Source organism: Pseudomonas sp. yb_9 (assembly GCF_043103635.1).
Classification (GTDB): Bacteria; Pseudomonadota; Gammaproteobacteria; order Pseudomonadales; family Pseudomonadaceae; genus Aquipseudomonas; species Aquipseudomonas monteilii.
The window spans coordinates 71,934-88,281 of record NZ_JBICKA010000074.1 but is presented as its reverse complement, the minus strand read 5'-3'; the positions used below and the strand labels follow the sequence as shown (position 1 = coordinate 88,281).

Here is a 16,348-nt window from a genome sequence, read left to right as displayed (position 1 = left end):
GGGAGTGGGGTTCCTGTGGGGGCGGGCAAGCCCGCGAAGAGGCCAGCAAGGCCAATGCATGAACCACAGGCAAAAAAAACGGCACCTGCCAGAGGTGCCGTTTTCATTTCACGCCGACTTACTTGTGCAGCTCTTCCGCCGCATACAGCGTGTTTTCCAGCAGGCAGGCACGGGTCATCGGCCCGACGCCACCCGGCACCGGCGTGATCCAGCCGGCACGTGGCAGGGCGGTCTCGTAGACCACGTCGCCGACCAGCTTGCCGTCTTCCTGGCGGTTGATACCCACGTCGATGACGATAGCGCCTTCCTTGACCCACTCACCCTTGACCAGGCCCGGCTTGCCGGCAGCCACGACCACCAGGTCGGCGCGCCCGACATGGCCAGCCAGGTCCTTGGTGAAGCGGTGGCAGACGGTGACGGTGCAGCCGGCCAGCAGCAGTTCCATGGCCATCGGGCGACCCACGATGTTGGACGCGCCGACGATCACTGCGTTCATGCCGTACAGGTCCTGACCGGTGCTTTCCAGCAGGGTCATGATGCCTTTCGGCGTGCACGGGCGCAGCAGCGGGATGCGCTGGGCCAGGCGGCCGATGTTGTATGGGTGGAAACCGTCCACATCCTTGTCCGGGCGAATGCGCTCGAGCAGCAGCGAGGCGTCCAGGTGCGCCGGCAGCGGCAACTGCAGCAGGATGCCGTCGACAGCCGGGTCGTCATTGAGGCGGTCGATCAGCTCGGTCAGGGCCTGCTGCGAGGTTTCGCTGGGCAGGTCGAACGCCTGCGAAATGAAGCCGACCTCTTCGCAGTCCTTGCGCTTGTGCGAGACATAGACTTGGGAGGCGGGGTCGGTGCCGACCAGGATCACTGCCAGGCCCGGCGTACGCAGGCCTTGCTGGCGACGCTCCACGACACGTTGAGCGATCTGCTTGCGCAGGTTGGCGGCGATCGCCTTGCCATCGATTAGGTGTGCAGTCATAGACGCGTGATTAACCATCGAGAAGGAAACAATAAAGAGCGCGCATTCTCGCACGACACGGCCCACGGGCAAAGGCGGGTGGTCGGGCAAATCCCCTAACCCCTTAAATAATTTAAATTTTTTTTAAAAAGGTGTTGACGAGTTACAGGGTCGACTATAAGATTCGCCGCACTTGTCGGGCACAGCCTAGCACTGGTTGGCTAAGTCGGGCAGAATGAGTGGTTTAGCAGTTATCTGTTAAGGTCTCGTTCGGTTAGGCTTCAAGCTTAAGCGCCCGTAGCTCAGCTGGATAGAGCATCCGCCTTCTAAGCGGATGGTCGCAGGTTCGAGTCCTGCCGGGTGCGCCATTAGGCAGCTTTGGCACGCAAGTAGCTGTAATGCAATATGGTGGGCGTAGCTCAGTTGGTAGAGCGCTGGATTGTGATTCCAGTTGTCGTGGGTTCGATTCCCATCGTCCACCCCATATTCTTCAAGGGCGCCTCGATAGCATCTGGCGCCTTTGTTTTAAGCGTTACGCGGACGTGGTGAAATTGGTAGACACACTGGATTTAGGTTCCAGCGGCGCAAGCTGTAAGAGTTCGAGTCTCTTCGTCCGCACCATGCTTCTGTAAGGTTGTACCGCAACATCGCAAGACTGCAATATGGTGGGCGTAGCTCAGTTGGTAGAGCGCTGGATTGTGATTCCAGTTGTCGTGGGTTCGATTCCCATCGTCCACCCCATATTCTTGAAAAGGCGCCTTGATCGTGAGATCGGGCGCCTTTTTGTTTTGGGGTTGTGGTGGTGTGGATGCCTTGGGTGCCCTGGCGCTCGATCTCGCAGGCGCTGAAAATGTCATGGCGAACCACCTTCCGGCCAAATCGCATCCCCGCCCCTTGTAATCCTCTAGTGACACCCCAATAAAAGCTGTTAGATTTCAGCCGGTTGAAACACCGGCCTGTTTGACAGGCAGAGGAATAGCCCGATGATTGCAAAAGAAGCCCGTCAGGCCCTGGCGCTGCAGCGCTTTGCCGAAGCCAACCCGCAGCTGCTCGAGGAGATCCGCGAGCTGGATGCGCGCGAACAGGCCCAGCAGATCGAGTGGGCGTTCGAAGATGCCGCCGACGAGCAGGGCATTCAGCCTTGGGAGCTTGCGCTGCAACTGATCGCCGAAACCCCGGAGCAGCTGCAGGCCATGCGCCTGGAAACGCACCGTGACGTGGCCGAGGCGCTGGGGATGGAATGGGAAGAGTACTGCCAGTTCAACGAAATCGACCCTGAATAAAGGAAGCGAAATCGTTGTTGGCAGTTGTTTGACAAGGTATTTCGGCTGTAGGGCGCCCCGGGTGTCGTGCGGCCCTTATTGAAACAGGCCTGGCGGTGCGCCGTGCGGGCCTTGAAAGTTAATCGACCGGCGTGGTTTCCCGTCGTCCCGAGTGGGGTGACTTCTGCTGCGCGACTCACTAGAATGCTTGCCCTTGATTCTGGAGTCGGGCTAACGCCGGCTAACGTCTGTGCAACGAGGAATATCCATGCAAGTTTCTGTTGAAAACACTTCCGCTCTCGAGCGCCGCATGACCATCGCCGTTCCGGCCGAGCGCGTCGAGAACGAAGTCAACAAGCGTCTGCAACAGACTGCCAAGCGCGCCAAAGTTGCCGGCTTCCGCCCAGGCAAGGTGCCAATGAGCGTGATCCGTCAGCGCTTCGAGGCCGATGCCCGTCAAGAGGCTTTCGGTGACCTGGTCCAGGCTTCCTTCTACGAAGCCATCGTCGAGCAGAAGCTGAACCCGGCTGGCGCTCCGGCTGTAGAGCCCAAGTCCTTCGAAAAGGGCAAGGACCTGGAATTCGTCGCCATCTTCGAAGTGTTCCCTGAGTTCACCGTTGCCGGCCTGGAGTCGATCAACGTCGAGCGCCTGAGCGCCGAAGTGGCTGACGCCGACCTGGACAACATGCTGGAAGTGCTGCGCAAGCAGAACACCCGCTTTGAAGCCGTTGAGCGCGCCGCGCAGAACGACGACCAGGTCAACATCGACTTCGTTGGCAAGGTTGACGGTGAAGTGTTCGCCGGTGGTTCGGCCAAGGGCACCCAGCTGGTACTGGGCTCCGGCCGCATGATCCCGGGCTTCGAAGACGGCCTGGTTGGCGCCAAGGCTGGCGAAGAGCGCGTTGTCAACGTGACCTTCCCAGAGGACTACCAGAACCTGGACCTGGCTGGCAAAGCCGCCGAGTTCACCATCACCGTCAACAGCGTTGCCGCCCCTGTGCTGCCAGAGCTGAACGAAGAATTCTTCGCCCAGTTCGGCATCAAGGAATCGACCCTGGAAGGCTTCCGCGCCGAAGTTCGCAAGAACATGGAGCGTGAACTGCGTCAGGCGATCAAGACCAAGGTCAAGAACCAGGTCATGGACGGTCTGCTGGCCGCCAACCCGATCGAAGTGCCAAAAGCCCTGCTGGAAAACGAAGTCAACCGTCTGCGCGTGCAGGCTGTTCAGCAGTTCGGTGGCAACATCAAGCCAGAGCAACTGCCAGCCGAGCTGTTCGAAGAGCAAGCCAAGCGCCGTGTTGTGTTGGGCCTGATCGTTGCTGAAGTGGTCAAGCAGTTCGAACTGAAGCCGGACGACGCCAAGGTTCGCGAAATGATCGAAGAAATGGCTTCGGCTTACCAAGAGCCTGAGCAGGTCATCGCCTGGTACTACAAGAACGACCAGCAACTGAACGAAGTGCGTTCGGTTGTGCTGGAAGAACAAGTTGTAGATACTGTTCTGCAGAAAGCGACTGTGACCGACAAGTCGGTCTCGTACGAAGATGCCGTTAAACCAGCACAGGCTCCTGCCGAAGCTGAGTAATACGGTTCTCTCGTAGGAAACCCCCACAAGCCAGCCTTCGAGCTGGCTTGTGCGTATTCAAGCCATGACTATTTGGGAGTGAGCGCAGGACATGTCCCGCAATTCTTATATTCAGCAGAGCTCTGACATCCAGGCCGCAGGCGGCCTGGTCCCGATGGTTATCGAGCAGTCCGCCCGTGGCGAACGCGCTTACGACATCTACTCGCGCCTGTTGAAGGAGCGTGTAATTTTCCTGGTCGGCCCGGTAGAGGACTACATGGCCAACCTCGTCGTTGCGCAACTGCTGTTCCTTGAGGCTGAAAACCCGGACAAGGATATCCATCTGTACATCAACTCGCCGGGTGGCTCCGTCACCGCCGGCATGTCGATTTACGACACCATGCAGTTCATCAAGCCGGACGTTTCGACCATCTGCATCGGCCAGGCCTGCAGCATGGGCGCCTTCCTGCTGGCTGCCGGTGCCAAAGGCAAGCGTCACTGCTTGCCGAACTCGCGCGTGATGATTCACCAGCCGTTGGGCGGCTTCCAGGGGCAGGCGACCGATATCGAGATCCATGCCCAGGAAATCCTCAATATCAAGGCCCGTCTGAATGAGCTGCTGGCCTACCACACCGGCCAGGACCTCGAGACTATCAAGCGCGACACCGAGCGTGACAACTTCATGAGCGCCTCGCGCGCGGCCGAGTACGGCCTGATCGACTCGGTCTACGACAAGCGGCAACTGGCCTCCTGAACCGGGGTGCCAGAGCAGGTAGGTGCGCAAAGCGCCTACCTGCGGACTTGAAAAAGCCCGCAATTGCCTTCATCTTGTGTTGCAAGCCTACCGGATTGGATCGATCGAATGACTGACACCCGTAACGGCGAGGACAGCGGCAAATTGCTTTATTGCTCCTTCTGCGGCAAAAGCCAGCACGAAGTGCGCAAACTGATTGCCGGGCCCTCGGTATTTATCTGCGACGAGTGCGTCGACCTGTGCAATGACATCATCCGTGAGGAGGTGCAGGAAGCCCAGGCCGAGAGCAGCGCGCACAAATTGCCTTCGCCGAAAGAAATCAGCGGCATCCTGGACCAGTACGTCATTGGTCAGGAGCGCGCGAAGAAGGTGCTGGCCGTAGCGGTGTACAACCACTACAAGCGCCTGAACCAGCGTGACAAGAAGGGTGACGAAGTCGAACTGGGCAAGAGCAATATCCTGCTCATCGGGCCGACCGGCTCGGGCAAGACCCTGCTCGCCGAAACCCTGGCACGCCTGTTGAACGTACCGTTCACCATTGCCGACGCGACCACCCTGACCGAAGCCGGTTATGTGGGTGAGGACGTCGAGAACATCATCCAGAAGCTGTTGCAGAAGTGCGACTACGACGTGGAAAAGGCCCAGATGGGCATTGTCTACATCGACGAGATCGACAAGATCTCGCGCAAGTCGGACAACCCGTCCATCACCCGTGACGTTTCGGGCGAGGGCGTGCAGCAGGCGTTGTTGAAACTGATCGAAGGCACCGTGGCTTCGGTTCCGCCGCAAGGTGGCCGTAAACACCCGCAACAGGAATTCCTGCAGGTTGATACCCGCAACATCCTGTTCATCTGTGGTGGTGCGTTCTCGGGCCTGGAAAAGGTTATCCAGAACCGCTCCACCAAAGGTGGTATCGGTTTTGGCGCCGAAGTGCGCAGCAAGGAAGAGGGCAAGAAGGTTGGCGAGTCCCTGCGTGAGGTCGAGCCGGACGATCTGGTCAAGTTTGGCCTGATACCGGAATTCGTCGGCCGTCTGCCGGTGCTGGCGACCCTCGACGAGCTGGACGAGGCTGCGCTGATGCAGATTCTCACCGAGCCGAAGAATGCCCTGACCAAGCAGTACGCCAAGCTGTTCGAGATGGAAAGCGTCGACCTCGAGTTCCGCAGTGACGCACTCAAGGCCGTTGCCCGCAAGGCCCTGGAGCGCAAGACTGGCGCCCGTGGCCTGCGTTCGATCCTCGAAGGCGTGCTGCTCGACACCATGTACGAGATCCCTTCGAAGAAGGATGTCAGCAAGGTGGTGATCGATGAGAGCGTCATCGAGGGTACCTCGCAGCCGCTGATGATCTACGAGAACAGCGAGCCGCAAGCCAAGGCCGCGCCAGACGCCTGATTCAGGCAAAGGCCGGTTCACGGTTGCAAGCAAGGAGGGGGCCTACGGGCCCCTTTCTGCTTTTCCTGCGCTAGCGCTTGTAATTTCCCAAGCGTGCCCCCACATTAGGTCCAAGCATCATTTCCACCGGTTTCCGGCCATAAGGCCGCTGTAGAGGCGAAATCATGAAGACCACCCTCGACTTGCCTCTTTTGCCATTGCGCGATGTCGTTGTTTACCCGCACATGGTTATCCCGCTGTTCGTGGGGCGCGAAAAATCCATCGAGGCCCTTGAGGCCGCGATGACGGGCGAAAAGCAGATCCTTCTGCTGGCCCAGAAAAACCCGGCCGACGACGACCCCGGCGAGGACGCCCTGTACCGCGTCGGTACCGTGGCCACCGTGCTGCAACTGTTGAAGCTGCCTGATGGCACCGTCAAGGTGCTGGTCGAAGGCGAGCAGCGTGGCGCTGTCGAGCGTTTCACCGAAGTAGAAGGGCACATCCGTGCCGAAGTCTCCCTGATCGACGAAACCGACGCCGCCGAGCGCGAGTCGGAAGTGTTCGTGCGAACGTTGCTGTCGCAGTTCGAGCAGTACGTACAACTGGGCAAGAAGGTCCCTGCCGAAGTGCTGTCTTCGCTGAACAGCATCGAAGAGCCAGGGCGTCTGGTCGACACCATGGCCGCCCACATGGCCCTGAAGATCGAACAGAAGCAGGAAATTCTCGAAATCGTCGACCTGCCAACCCGTGTCGAGCACGTGCTGGCGCTGCTGGATGCCGAAATCGACCTGCTGCAGGTCGAAAAACGCATTCGCGGCCGGGTCAAGAAGCAGATGGAGCGCAGCCAGCGCGAGTACTACCTGAATGAGCAGATGAAGGCCATTCAGAAAGAACTCGGCGATGGCGATGAAGGCCACAACGAAGTCGAAGAGCTGAAAAAGCGCATCGAAGCCGCTGGCCTGCCCAAGGATGCCCTCACCAAGGCCCAGGCCGAGCTGAACAAGCTCAAGCAGATGTCGCCAATGTCGGCCGAGGCCACCGTGGTGCGTTCGTACCTCGACTGGCTCGTGCAGGTGCCGTGGAAGGCCCAGAGCAAAGTGCGCCTGGACCTGGCCAAGGCCGAGGAAATTCTCGATGCCGACCACTATGGCCTGGAAGAGGTCAAGGAACGCATCCTCGAATACCTTGCCGTGCAAAAGCGCGTCAAGAAAATCCGTGGCCCGGTGCTGTGCCTGGTCGGCCCTCCCGGCGTTGGCAAGACCTCGCTGGCCGAGTCGATAGCGGCCGCTACCAACCGCAAGTTCGTGCGCATGGCCTTGGGTGGCGTACGTGACGAAGCCGAAATTCGTGGTCACCGCCGCACCTACATTGGCTCCATGCCAGGCCGTCTCATCCAGAAGATGACCAAGGTGGGCGTGCGCAACCCGCTGTTCCTGCTCGACGAAATCGACAAAATGGGCAGCGACATGCGTGGCGACCCGGCCTCGGCGCTGCTGGAAGTGCTCGACCCGGAGCAAAACCACAACTTCAACGACCATTACCTGGAGGTTGACTACGACCTCTCGGATGTGATGTTCCTGTGCACCTCGAACTCGATGAACATCCCGCCGGCGCTGCTCGACCGTATGGAAGTCATCCGCCTGCCGGGCTACACCGAGGACGAGAAGATCAACATCGCGGTCAAGTACCTGGTGCCCAAGCAGGTCAAGGCCAACGGCTTGAAGAAAGAAGAGCTGGAAGTCGACGTTTCGGCGATCCGCGACATCATCCGTTATTACACCCGCGAAGCCGGTGTGCGGGGCCTGGAGCGGCAAATCGCCAAGGTCTGCCGCAAGGTGGTCAAGGAACATACCGGGCAGAAGCAGGTCAAGGTCAAGGTGGCCAGCGAGCAGCTGGAACACCTGCTGGGCGTGCGCAAGTTCCGCTACGGCCTGGCCGAGCAGCAGGACCAGATCGGCCAGGTCACCGGCCTGGCCTGGACCCAGGTGGGCGGCGAACTGCTGACCATCGAAGCCGTGGTCATCCCCGGCAAGGGCCAGCTGATCAAGACCGGCTCGTTGGGCGATGTGATGGTCGAGTCGATCACTGCCGCACAGACCGTGGTGCGTAGCCGCGCCCGCAGCCTGGGTATTGCCGCCGACTTCCACGAGAAGCATGACGTGCATATCCACATGCCGGAAGGCGCTACGCCGAAGGATGGGCCAAGTGCCGGTATCGGCATGTGCACCGCGCTGGTGTCGGCGCTGACGCAGATTCCGGTGCGCGCCGATGTGGCCATGACCGGCGAAATCACCCTGCGTGGCCAAGTGCTGGCCATTGGCGGGTTGAAGGAAAAACTGCTGGCGGCACACCGTGGAGGGATCAAGACGGTGATCATTCCCGAGGAGAATGTTCGCGATTTGAAGGAGATTCCTGAAAATATCAAACAGGATCTGCAGATCAAACCGGTCAAATGGATTGACGAAGTCCTGCAAATTGCGCTGCAATACGCCCCGGAGCCCTTGCCAGATGTGGCTCCGGAGATTGTCGCGAAAGATGAAAAGCGCGACGGCGATGCTAAGGAAAGAATCAGCACGCATTAGTAGTTTTTAGCTGGGGGGCTTTCCTTGACAGTTTTTTCGGGGCCTTGCTATAAAGCGGCACGCTATTGTCATCAGGCCACCCAGCGCACGTTTCATAAGCTTTTCATTACATACTTAGAAACAAACTCAATAGAGAAATAAGGGGACTTAGAGTGAACAAGTCGGAACTGATTGACGCTATCGCCGCATCTGCTGACATCCCGAAAGCTGTAGCCGGCCGTGCGCTGGACGCAGTCATCGAATCCGTCACCGGCGCCCTGAAGCAAGGTGACGATGTGGTACTGGTTGGCTTCGGTACCTTCTCGGTCAAGGAGCGCGCCGAGCGCACCGGCCGTAACCCGCAAACCGGCAAGGCGATCAAGATCGAAGCCGCCAAGGTTCCAGGTTTCAAGGCAGGCAAAGGCCTGAAAGACGCCGTCAACTAAGTCGTCTTTCAGCCGGACCCGGCCTGGCCTGGTCCGAGCACGGTGATGGCGGGGCGCAAACGTTCCCGCCTGACACGTTTGCTAAGCAAAGGCGCATCCTCGGATGCGCCTTTCTTTTATCAGGATTCTACCCACGCTCCGCGGTTGTCGACGCAGTGGTACAGCCGTTTCTGGGGGACGCATGCTGCAAAATATCAGGGACAATTCACAAGGTTGGATTGCCAAGACCATCATCGGCCTTATCGTCGTGTTGATGGCGTTGACCGGCTTTGAAGCCATTTTCCAGGCCGCCACCCATAGCCAGGACGCCGCCAAGGTGAACGGCCAGACCATCAGCCAGAATGAGCTGAGCCAGGCCGCCGACATGCAGCGCCGTCAGCTGATGCAACAGTTGGGCAAGGATTTCGACCCGGCGCTGCTGGATGACAAATTGCTGCGTGAAGAGGCCCTCAAGGGCCTGATCAGCCGCAAGCTGCTGCTGCAAGGCGCCGAAGATGCCAAGTTCGCCTTCTCCGAGGCCGCGCTGGATCAGGTGATCCTGCAGACGCCGGAATTCCAGGTGGACGGCAAGTTCAGTGCTGACCGTTTCGACCAGGTCATCCGCCAGATGGGCTACGGCCGCATGCAGTTCCGTGACATGCTCGCCGAGGAAATGCTCATCGGCCAGCTGCGCACCGGCCTGGCCGGCAGCAGCTTCGTCACCGACCAGCAGGTGGATGCTTTCGCCCGCCTGGAGAAGCAGACCCGCGACTTCGCTTCCCTGACCTTCAAGGCCGACCCGGCCTCGGTCAAGGTCAGCGACGAAGAGGTCAAGGCGCACTACGACCAGCACGCCAAGGAGTTCATGTCGCCTGACCAGGTGGTGATCGACTACATCGAGCTGAAGAAGTCGGCGTTCTTCGACCAGGTCAACGTGACCGACGAAGAGCTCAAGGCTCAGTACGAGAAGGACATCGCCAACCTCGCGGAACAGCGCCATGCCGCGCACATCCTCATCGAGGTCAACGACAAAGTCACCGATGCCCAGGCCAAGGCCCGTGCTGAAGAGATTGAGCAGCGTCTGGCCAAGGGTGAAGACTTTGCCGCATTGGCCAAGGAATTCTCTCAGGACCCTGGCTCGGCCAACAACGGTGGTGACCTCGGCTTCGCCGGCCCGGGTGTGTACGACCCCGCCTTTGAAGAGGCGCTGTACAAGCTGCAGGAGGGCCAGGTATCGACCCCGGTACGCACCGAGTTCGGCTACCACCTGATCAAGCTGCTGGGCGTGCAAGCACCGGAAGTGCCGAGCTTCGCCAGCCTGAAGGACAAACTGACCCGCGACCTGAAGATCCCGTTGGTCGAGCAGCGCTACGTCGACGCCAGCAAGCAGTTGCAGGATGCGGCCTACGAGGCCTCCGACCTGGCTCAGCCGGCCCAGGACCTGAACCTCAAGGTGCACACCTCCGCAGCCTTCGGCCGCGAGGGTGGTGAAGGCATCACTGCCAACCGTTCGGTGGTACAGGCTGCGTTCTCAGAAGAAGTGCTGGACGAAGGTGCCAACAGCACCGCCATCGAGCTCGACCCGGAAACCACCGTGGTACTGCGTGTCAAGGAGCACCGCAAGCCGGAGCAACTGCCGCTGGAGGCCGTGGCCAAGAACATCAGCGAGCAGCTGGCCAAAGACAAGGCGACCGCCGAACTCAAGGCCAAGGCAGACAAGCTGATTGCCGGCCTGCGTGATGGCTCCATCGCACCGGGCAGCGTGCATGAAGGGCAGGGCTGGAAGGCCTATGAGGCTGTTACCCGTGGCGAGGACGGTATTGACCCGGCCGAACTGCAGGCACTGTTCCGCCTCGGCAAGCCGCAGGCCAAGGACAAGCCGGTTTACGGCAGCGTAGTGCTGCGTGACGGTAGCCTGGTGGTGCTGCAGCTCAAGGGTGTTAACGAAGGCGCTACCGCCACCGACGAAGAGAAGCAGCAGATCCGCCGCTACCTCGCGTCGCGTGCTGGCCAGCAGGACTTTGCGGCTTATCGCAAGCAGCTGGAAGCCAATGCAGACATCACCCGTTACTAAGGTGATCGTTGCATGAAGAAACAGGCCGCCTCGTGCGGCCTGTTTCATTTGTGTCGCCTGTAGCGGCCTCTTCGCGGGCAAGCCTGCTCCCACAGGATAACCACAAGCCTGAATACTGTGGGATCCCTGTAGGAGCAGGCTTGCCCGCGAAGAGGCCGCTACAGGCGCTATAGAACTTACCGTTTCACTCCCTCGTAATTATCGAGCGTATCCCGCGCAATCTCCCGCCCCAGGGCAATCAGCTCCGGCGCCTTGTAAAACTCGAAAAACCGGCACACCCGCTTGGGCACGTTGATCAGTACATCCGGTGGATAGCCGGCGATCTTGTACTGCGCCAGCGAGGTTTGCATCACTTCGAAGCTCTGGTTGATCAAATCCAGCAGCGAAGCCGGCCCCACGTTGTCAATGATGAACGAGCCGGTCGCCGACTTGGGCGCCCCTTCGCGCTCGGGGGCCGCTGCCGGTTGCTGGCCTTCCGGGTTGGCGGCATCTGCCAGCCACGGGTTCGGCGGCGCCAGCCCTTCGGCAACGATCTCCTTTTCGATGCGTATCAGCTCCTCTGCCGGCTTGCGCCGGAACGGCAGGCGAGAGCCCAACGAGCTCAGCAGGGAGTCAAAACGCATCTTGAACGCCGCCGGGCGCTCGATCACCGGCAATTGATACTGCTTCTGGTTGGTGGCGTTGAGGTTGACCGCGATGATCAGGTCACAGTGGCTGGACACCACCGGCACGATCGGTAGCGGGTTGAGGATGCCGCCGTCTACCAGCATGCGATTGCCCTGCATCACTGGCGTGAACAGGCTGGGGATGGCCGCCGAGGCGCGCATGGCCTGGTGCAGGCAACCCTCCTGAAACCAGATTTCCTGCTGGTTGGTGAGGTCGGCGGCAACCGCCGTGTAGGGGATGCGCAGTTGTTCGATGTTGATCTCGCCGACGATCTTGCGGATCTGTCCGAACACCTTGTCGCCACGAATGGCGCCGAGGCGAAAGCTCACGTCTACCAGGCGCAGTACATCCAGGTAGTCGAGGCTCTCGATCCAGTTGCGGTAGTCTTCCAGCTTGCCGGCGGCGTAGATGCCGCCAATCACCGCCCCCATGGAGCAACCGGCGATGCAGGCGATGTCGTAGCCCCGGCGCTCGATTTCCTCAATCACGCCAATGTGCGCATATCCCCGGGCGCCGCCCGATCCCAATACCAGTGCCACGCGTTTACTCATGAACATTCCTCGGGCCGTGCAACCATGGTCCTACAATGCACCCTTGGCGGCCTGTGCTTCAATGTAGATCGCGCTGAGCTACTGTGATAATGCTGGCCACGCAAAGTTGGCTGGGCCGGGCACTTTTCAGTTGCCCGGGCGTCGAACAGCCACCGTTTTTTTACCATTGAGGTCATACCGATGAAAGCCTGGATCTGCCTTCCACTGATTGCCCTGGCCTTGGCAGGCTGCGCGGGCAAGACGGCCTACCGTGACAGCTGCGCCACCCAGCTGGATGCCGCCTGGAAGGAGCTGGACCTGGCCAAGGCCGAAGGCTTTGCCGGTGCCGTGAGCTACTCAAAAGCCTTGTCGCTGCTGACCGGCGCGAAGACCCAGCAGCAGTTCGAAGGCTACGAAAGCTGTACCCGCAAGGCTGAGAAGGCGCGGTTCTACATTCGTGAGTCTCGCGCCGGGCGCTGACCGAGGAGCGTCTTATGTCTGCCATGCTCGATCATGTAGTTGCCCAGATGCTGGCCGTGCAGGTACGCCTGCTGGCGTGTCGCGAGCGCCTGGCTGCCAATACCGACAGCGAGGCGCTGCATGACCTGCGTATCACCTTGCGCCGTCTGCGCAGCCTGCTCAGGCCCCTGCGCGGGCTGCCTGGCGTGGAACAGCTGGAGGATGCCGCCAGGGCCTTGGGTACCCTGACCACGCCGCTGCGCGATCGTGAGGTGCTGGCAGCCGAACTGATCGGGCGCGGCCACGTCGCGGTCGGGCAGCGGCGCCTGGAAGGGCGGGACAGGACCTTCGCCAGTGTCGCTGCCAGCCCGCAGCTGGCGCGTGTGTTGGCGATTGTCGACGCGTTTCCGTTGTTTCTGCGGGCAGCCGGCCGCGAGGGGCTGACCCGGTCACTGGGCAAGCGCATCGACAAGCGCCTGGTCAAGCAGTGGCGTACATTGCGCAAAGCCTTGCAGGATCCGGCTCACGACCGTCACCGCCTGCGCTTGCTGATCAAGCGTGCGCGCTATGGCGATGAAGCGTATCCACAGCTTGATCACGCCGGGAAAAAGCTGCAGCGCTTGCTGAAAAAGGCGCAGGGCGACCTGGGGGGCTGGCATGACCGCCTGCAGTGGCTGCTGCAGGCGCGCGACCATGCAGACCTCGCCCCCTGCCAGGCCGACTGGGAGCAAGAGTTGCACGAAGCCGAGCGCCAGTCGGACGTGACGCTGGATGCCTTGTTGCAGGCACTGGCGCGGCGTTAGCCCGAACAATGACCGATATGCGGGCTGATCGCCCAGGGTTTGCTGGCTAGGATGGGCCGACCCTTTCTACAGGCAGGAGTCGGCCCATGAATTTCAACCAACTACTCGACGCTGTGCGAGCCAACCCGCAAGCCGTCAGCATCCCCCCCAGCTGGGCCCAGGGCCGCGCTGCCTTTGGCGGGCTGATGGCGGCCATGGTCTATGAGGCCATGCGCCTGAAGCTCACCGACAGCCGCCCGGTGCGCTCGCTGGCCATCAGCTTCGTAGCGCCTGCGGCCGCGGACGTGCCAATTCGCTTCGAGGTGGAGGTGCTGCGTGAAGGCAAGGCTGTCAGCACCTTGCTGGGCCGCGCGGTCCAGGATGGCCAGGTGGTGACCTTGGTGCAAGGCAATTTCGGCGCGGGGCGGCCATCTGTGGTCGATGTACCGGCATTACCGGCCATGGAAATGAAAGCGCTTGAAGACGCCGCACCCGAACTGCCCTACATCAAGGGCGTCACACCCGAGTTCATGCGCCATGTTGCCTTGCGCTGGGCGGTGGGCGGGTTGCCGTTCAGTGGCAATCAGTCGCGCAAGATGGGCGGTTGGGTGCGGTTGCGGGATGTGGCAGAAGACCAGGTCAATGAAGCACACCTGCTGGCGCTGGTCGATGCCTGGCCGCCGAGCCTGATGCCGTTTCTCAAGCAACCGGCTGCAGGCAGTACGCTGACCTGGACCATCGAGTTCATCCAGCCTACGGCGAAATTGTCGACCTTGGACTGGTGCCGCTATTGCGTGGAAACCGAACATGCGCGGGACGGGTATGGGCATGCGGCGGCCGCCCTTTGGACGGCAGAGGGCGAGTTGCTGGCCCTGAGCCGACAGACCGTGACCGTATTTGCCTGATCACCCCTGGGAGCACTGCGCGCTCCTTTCGCGACGCAAGGCCGCTCCCTCAGGGACTGCGCGATTCCTGTGGGAACGGCCTTACGTCACGATTGGGCTGCAAAGCAGCCTCTTGGCATCAATGCCGGTGTTTATGCCGCTCCCGCCAGGCCTTCCACCACGCCCCGCTCAGCACAAAGCGTGGAAAGGTAATGAACTGCTCGGTCAGCAATCGCTGCACGGCGTCCTGACGATTGGCGAACGGCTCAGGCTGCTCGGCTTCCAGCCGGTGCCCCTGGCGCTGCAAGCCAAGCCCCGCAATCAGGGCGATCACGCCAACAGCAATCTGCCCCAGGTCCAGGGCGAACAGGCCGGACAGAACCAACAGCGCGCCAAGGATGAACAGCGGCACGGCAATCAGGTGCAGCACCAGGTTAGCCGGGTGGCGGTGGTTATGGTGGTAGCCACGCCATTGCCAGGCGGGCAGGTTGGGCAGACGCTTGCTCATGGGCATTTCCTCACAGTCGTGCCCAAAGCTTAGTGCGGCCCCCGGGCGGGGGCCAATCGAGGCTGGCTATGGTGACTATAGCTTGAGCTGGCCAATGGCCTTGCTGAGTTCGCCGGCCAGGGTCGCCAGTTCGCTGCTGGTGGTGGCCGAGCCCACCGTCTGCTGCACGGTCTGCTCGGTGACATCGCGGATGCTCACCACGGCGCGGTTCATTTCCTCAGCCACCTGGCTTTGTTGCTCGGCGGCCACGGCGATCTGGGTGTTGCTTTCGCGCATCTGCGCCACTGCGCCGGTAATCTCGGCCAGCGCTTCGCCGGCCTCCTGGGCTTGTCGCACGCAGTCGTCGGCTTTGTAAGAGCTTTCCTGCATGAACTCCACCGCATCGCGGGTGCCCGATTGCAGGGCCGAGACCATGGTGGTGATTTCGTCGGTAGAGGTTTGCACGCGCTTGGCCAGGTTGCGCACCTCATCGGCCACCACGGCAAAGCCGCGCCCCAGGTCGCCAGCACGCGCCGCTTCGATGGCAGCGTTGAGCGCCAGCAGGTTGGTTTGCTCGGCGATGCTGTGGATCACGCTGACCACGCCGTTGATCTTCTGGCTGTCGTCGGCCAGCTGGCGAATCATTTCGGCAGTTTGCTGCACGCCGCTGGAAAGCCCGGAAATCGAGTCCTGTACCCGGCTGACCACCTCTTTGCCACTGCCGGCCAAGGTGTCGGCGGTTTGCGACAGGTCGCGGGTGGCGCCGGCATGCTGGGCGATGTGGTGTACCGTCGCCGACATTTCGTTGATGGCGGTGGCGGCCTGGTCGGTTTCGCTTTGCTGGCCGAGCATGCCGTGGCGCACGTCGCTCATGCTGGCGGCCAGGCGTGCGGCGCCGGAGTCCAATTGTGCCGCCGTGTGGGCGACCGTGCTGACGACCCGGTGGTAGGTGGCCTGCATGGCATTGAAGGCCCCGGCCATCTGGCCGACCTCGTCGCCGCAGGCCAGCGGCACGCGGGCAGCCAGGTCACCGGTTTTCTCCACATGCAGCATCACGTCTTTCAAGGTGTTGAGCTGGCTGAGCAGGAAGCGGATCAGCAACTGCGAAGCGCCAAGCATGGCCAGCATCAGGATCAGCACGCACACCGCGTAGTTACTGAAGCGGTCGAAGAACACCTGGCGCAGGCTTGGCGACTGGGCCACCACGGCCACGTGCTGGTCACCGTTGCGCAGCACCTGTGCGCCGCGCAGCGGGTTTTCTCCGAGGACCCAGGCGCCTGGCAGTTCGACCCAGCCTTGGGCGTTGCGCAGGGGGTCGAGCGCCTCACCGGCGAACGTCGGCGTTTGCCCCGCAGGCCAACTGATGACATTGGCAAGGCGGGGCAGTGCTTGCCCAGCCGGCCAGGCGGCTATCAGCTGGGCCTGCGCGGCCGCCTGGGCCTGCGCGGCCTCGGCGCGGGCGCGTTGCTCCAGATGCACGGCGTAGAGCACCAGCAGTAAGGTCGTGACAAAGGCCACCGCGTTGACGGCCCAGAATTTGTACTTCAGGGAAACGTTGCTAAGCCAGGCACCCATGGGCA

General features: G+C 61.2%; 14 protein-coding genes and 4 tRNA genes. 14 read left to right on the top strand and 4 right to left on the bottom strand.

The window, feature by feature from the left end; all coding sequences use genetic code 11:
• Positions 1 to 118 precede the first annotated feature (118 nt).
• Positions 119 to 973, bottom strand: a complete 855-nt coding sequence (gene folD / locus ACF8MI_RS19845; protein ID WP_060498383.1) for a bifunctional methylenetetrahydrofolate dehydrogenase/methenyltetrahydrofolate cyclohydrolase FolD — start codon at positions 971 to 973, stop codon at positions 119 to 121.
• 270 nt (positions 974 to 1,243) lie between these two features.
• On the opposite strand from folD, the gene ACF8MI_RS19840 reads away from it, so the two are divergent.
• The 11 genes from ACF8MI_RS19840 (at position 1,244) to ACF8MI_RS19790 (ending at position 10,960) form a co-directional block, all read left to right on the top strand.
• A tRNA-Arg gene (locus tag ACF8MI_RS19840) sits at positions 1,244 to 1,320 on the top strand.
• A 40-nt stretch (positions 1,321 to 1,360) separates the two neighbouring features.
• A tRNA-His gene (locus tag ACF8MI_RS19835) sits at positions 1,361 to 1,436 on the top strand.
• 52 nt (positions 1,437 to 1,488) lie between these two features.
• Positions 1,489 to 1,573: transfer RNA gene (locus tag ACF8MI_RS19830), tRNA-Leu, on the top strand.
• Between the two features lie 44 nt (positions 1,574 to 1,617).
• Positions 1,618 to 1,693 (top strand) — tRNA-His (locus ACF8MI_RS19825).
• 242 nt (positions 1,694 to 1,935) lie between these two features.
• Positions 1,936 to 2,235 carry a DUF6388 family protein gene (locus ACF8MI_RS19820; protein WP_060498382.1) on the top strand — a complete coding sequence of 100 codons (300 nt, stop codon included), beginning with the start codon at positions 1,936 to 1,938 and terminating at the stop codon, positions 2,233 to 2,235.
• 247 nt (positions 2,236 to 2,482) lie between these two features.
• A complete protein-coding gene (gene tig, locus ACF8MI_RS19815) occupies positions 2,483 to 3,796 on the top strand; it encodes a trigger factor (protein ID WP_104835176.1) in 1,314 nt (437 codons plus the stop codon).
• A 91-nt stretch (positions 3,797 to 3,887) separates the two neighbouring features.
• Complete coding sequence (clpP, locus tag ACF8MI_RS19810) at positions 3,888 to 4,529, top strand: ATP-dependent Clp endopeptidase proteolytic subunit ClpP (RefSeq protein WP_003259400.1); 642 nt, start codon at positions 3,888 to 3,890, stop codon at positions 4,527 to 4,529.
• 108 nt (positions 4,530 to 4,637) lie between these two features.
• Entirely contained in the window at positions 4,638 to 5,921 is a 1,284-nt protein-coding gene (clpX, locus tag ACF8MI_RS19805; protein ID WP_003250242.1) for an ATP-dependent Clp protease ATP-binding subunit ClpX, read from the top strand.
• 164 nt (positions 5,922 to 6,085) lie between these two features.
• The gene (lon, locus tag ACF8MI_RS19800; RefSeq protein WP_025754403.1) at positions 6,086 to 8,482 is read left to right on the top strand and encodes an endopeptidase La; all 2,397 of its coding nucleotides are present in this window, start codon (positions 6,086 to 6,088) and stop codon (positions 8,480 to 8,482) included.
• A gap of 152 nt (positions 8,483 to 8,634) precedes the next feature.
• The gene (gene hupB / locus ACF8MI_RS19795; RefSeq protein ID WP_003250246.1) at positions 8,635 to 8,907 is read left to right on the top strand and encodes a nucleoid-associated protein HU-beta; all 273 of its coding nucleotides are present in this window, start codon (positions 8,635 to 8,637) and stop codon (positions 8,905 to 8,907) included.
• Between the two features lie 181 nt (positions 8,908 to 9,088).
• Positions 9,089 to 10,960, top strand: a complete 1,872-nt coding sequence (locus ACF8MI_RS19790; RefSeq protein WP_200929248.1) for a SurA N-terminal domain-containing protein — start codon at positions 9,089 to 9,091, stop codon at positions 10,958 to 10,960.
• A gap of 176 nt (positions 10,961 to 11,136) precedes the next feature.
• Here the strand turns inward: ACF8MI_RS19790 and ACF8MI_RS19785 are convergent, their stop codons facing one another.
• Positions 11,137 to 12,177, bottom strand: coding sequence for a patatin-like phospholipase family protein (locus ACF8MI_RS19785; protein WP_060498379.1), 1,041 nt, complete (start codon positions 12,175 to 12,177; stop codon positions 11,137 to 11,139).
• 180 nt (positions 12,178 to 12,357) lie between these two features.
• Between ACF8MI_RS19785 and ACF8MI_RS19780 the strand changes: the two genes are divergently transcribed.
• The 3 genes from ACF8MI_RS19780 to ACF8MI_RS19770 all read left to right on the top strand — a co-directional run bounded on the left by ACF8MI_RS19780 (position 12,358) and on the right by ACF8MI_RS19770 (position 14,302).
• Positions 12,358 to 12,636, top strand: coding sequence for a lipoprotein (locus tag ACF8MI_RS19780; RefSeq protein ID WP_003250254.1), 279 nt, complete (start codon positions 12,358 to 12,360; stop codon positions 12,634 to 12,636).
• Between the two features lie 14 nt (positions 12,637 to 12,650).
• Entirely contained in the window at positions 12,651 to 13,418 is a 768-nt protein-coding gene (locus ACF8MI_RS19775) for a CHAD domain-containing protein (RefSeq protein WP_060498378.1), read from the top strand.
• Between the two features lie 86 nt (positions 13,419 to 13,504).
• A complete protein-coding gene (locus ACF8MI_RS19770) occupies positions 13,505 to 14,302 on the top strand; it encodes an acyl-CoA thioesterase II (RefSeq protein WP_060498377.1) in 798 nt (265 codons plus the stop codon).
• A gap of 118 nt (positions 14,303 to 14,420) precedes the next feature.
• On the opposite strand, the gene ACF8MI_RS19765 is transcribed toward ACF8MI_RS19770, so the two are convergent.
• Positions 14,421 to 14,789, bottom strand: coding sequence for an Mpo1-like protein (locus ACF8MI_RS19765; protein ID WP_060498376.1), 369 nt, complete (start codon positions 14,787 to 14,789; stop codon positions 14,421 to 14,423).
• Between the two features lie 75 nt (positions 14,790 to 14,864).
• Entirely contained in the window at positions 14,865 to 16,343 is a 1,479-nt protein-coding gene (locus ACF8MI_RS19760) for a methyl-accepting chemotaxis protein (protein WP_060498375.1), read from the bottom strand.
• Between the last annotated feature and the right edge of the window lie 5 nt (positions 16,344 to 16,348).

Bases quoted from the DNA above. Each gene is read 5' to 3' on its own strand.
- folD (WP_060498383.1), bottom strand. From the start codon at position 973: ATGACTGCACACCTAATCGATGGCAAGGCGATCGCCGCCAACCTGCGC.
- ACF8MI_RS19820 (WP_060498382.1), top strand. From the start codon at position 1,936: ATGATTGCAAAAGAAGCCCGTCAGGCCCTGGCGCTGCAGCGCTTTGCC.
- tig (WP_104835176.1), top strand. From the start codon at position 2,483: ATGCAAGTTTCTGTTGAAAACACTTCCGCTCTCGAGCGCCGCATGACC.
- clpP (WP_003259400.1), top strand. From the start codon at position 3,888: ATGTCCCGCAATTCTTATATTCAGCAGAGCTCTGACATCCAGGCCGCA.
- clpX (WP_003250242.1), top strand. From the start codon at position 4,638: ATGACTGACACCCGTAACGGCGAGGACAGCGGCAAATTGCTTTATTGC.
- lon (WP_025754403.1), top strand. From the start codon at position 6,086: ATGAAGACCACCCTCGACTTGCCTCTTTTGCCATTGCGCGATGTCGTT.
- ACF8MI_RS19790 (WP_200929248.1), top strand. From the start codon at position 9,089: ATGCTGCAAAATATCAGGGACAATTCACAAGGTTGGATTGCCAAGACC.
- ACF8MI_RS19785 (WP_060498379.1), bottom strand. From the start codon at position 12,177: ATGAGTAAACGCGTGGCACTGGTATTGGGATCGGGCGGCGCCCGGGGA.
- ACF8MI_RS19780 (WP_003250254.1), top strand. From the start codon at position 12,358: ATGAAAGCCTGGATCTGCCTTCCACTGATTGCCCTGGCCTTGGCAGGC.
- ACF8MI_RS19775 (WP_060498378.1), top strand. From the start codon at position 12,651: ATGTCTGCCATGCTCGATCATGTAGTTGCCCAGATGCTGGCCGTGCAG.
- ACF8MI_RS19770 (WP_060498377.1), top strand. From the start codon at position 13,505: ATGAATTTCAACCAACTACTCGACGCTGTGCGAGCCAACCCGCAAGCC.
- ACF8MI_RS19765 (WP_060498376.1), bottom strand. From the start codon at position 14,789: ATGAGCAAGCGTCTGCCCAACCTGCCCGCCTGGCAATGGCGTGGCTAC.
- ACF8MI_RS19760 (WP_060498375.1), bottom strand. From the start codon at position 16,343: ATGGGTGCCTGGCTTAGCAACGTTTCCCTGAAGTACAAATTCTGGGCC.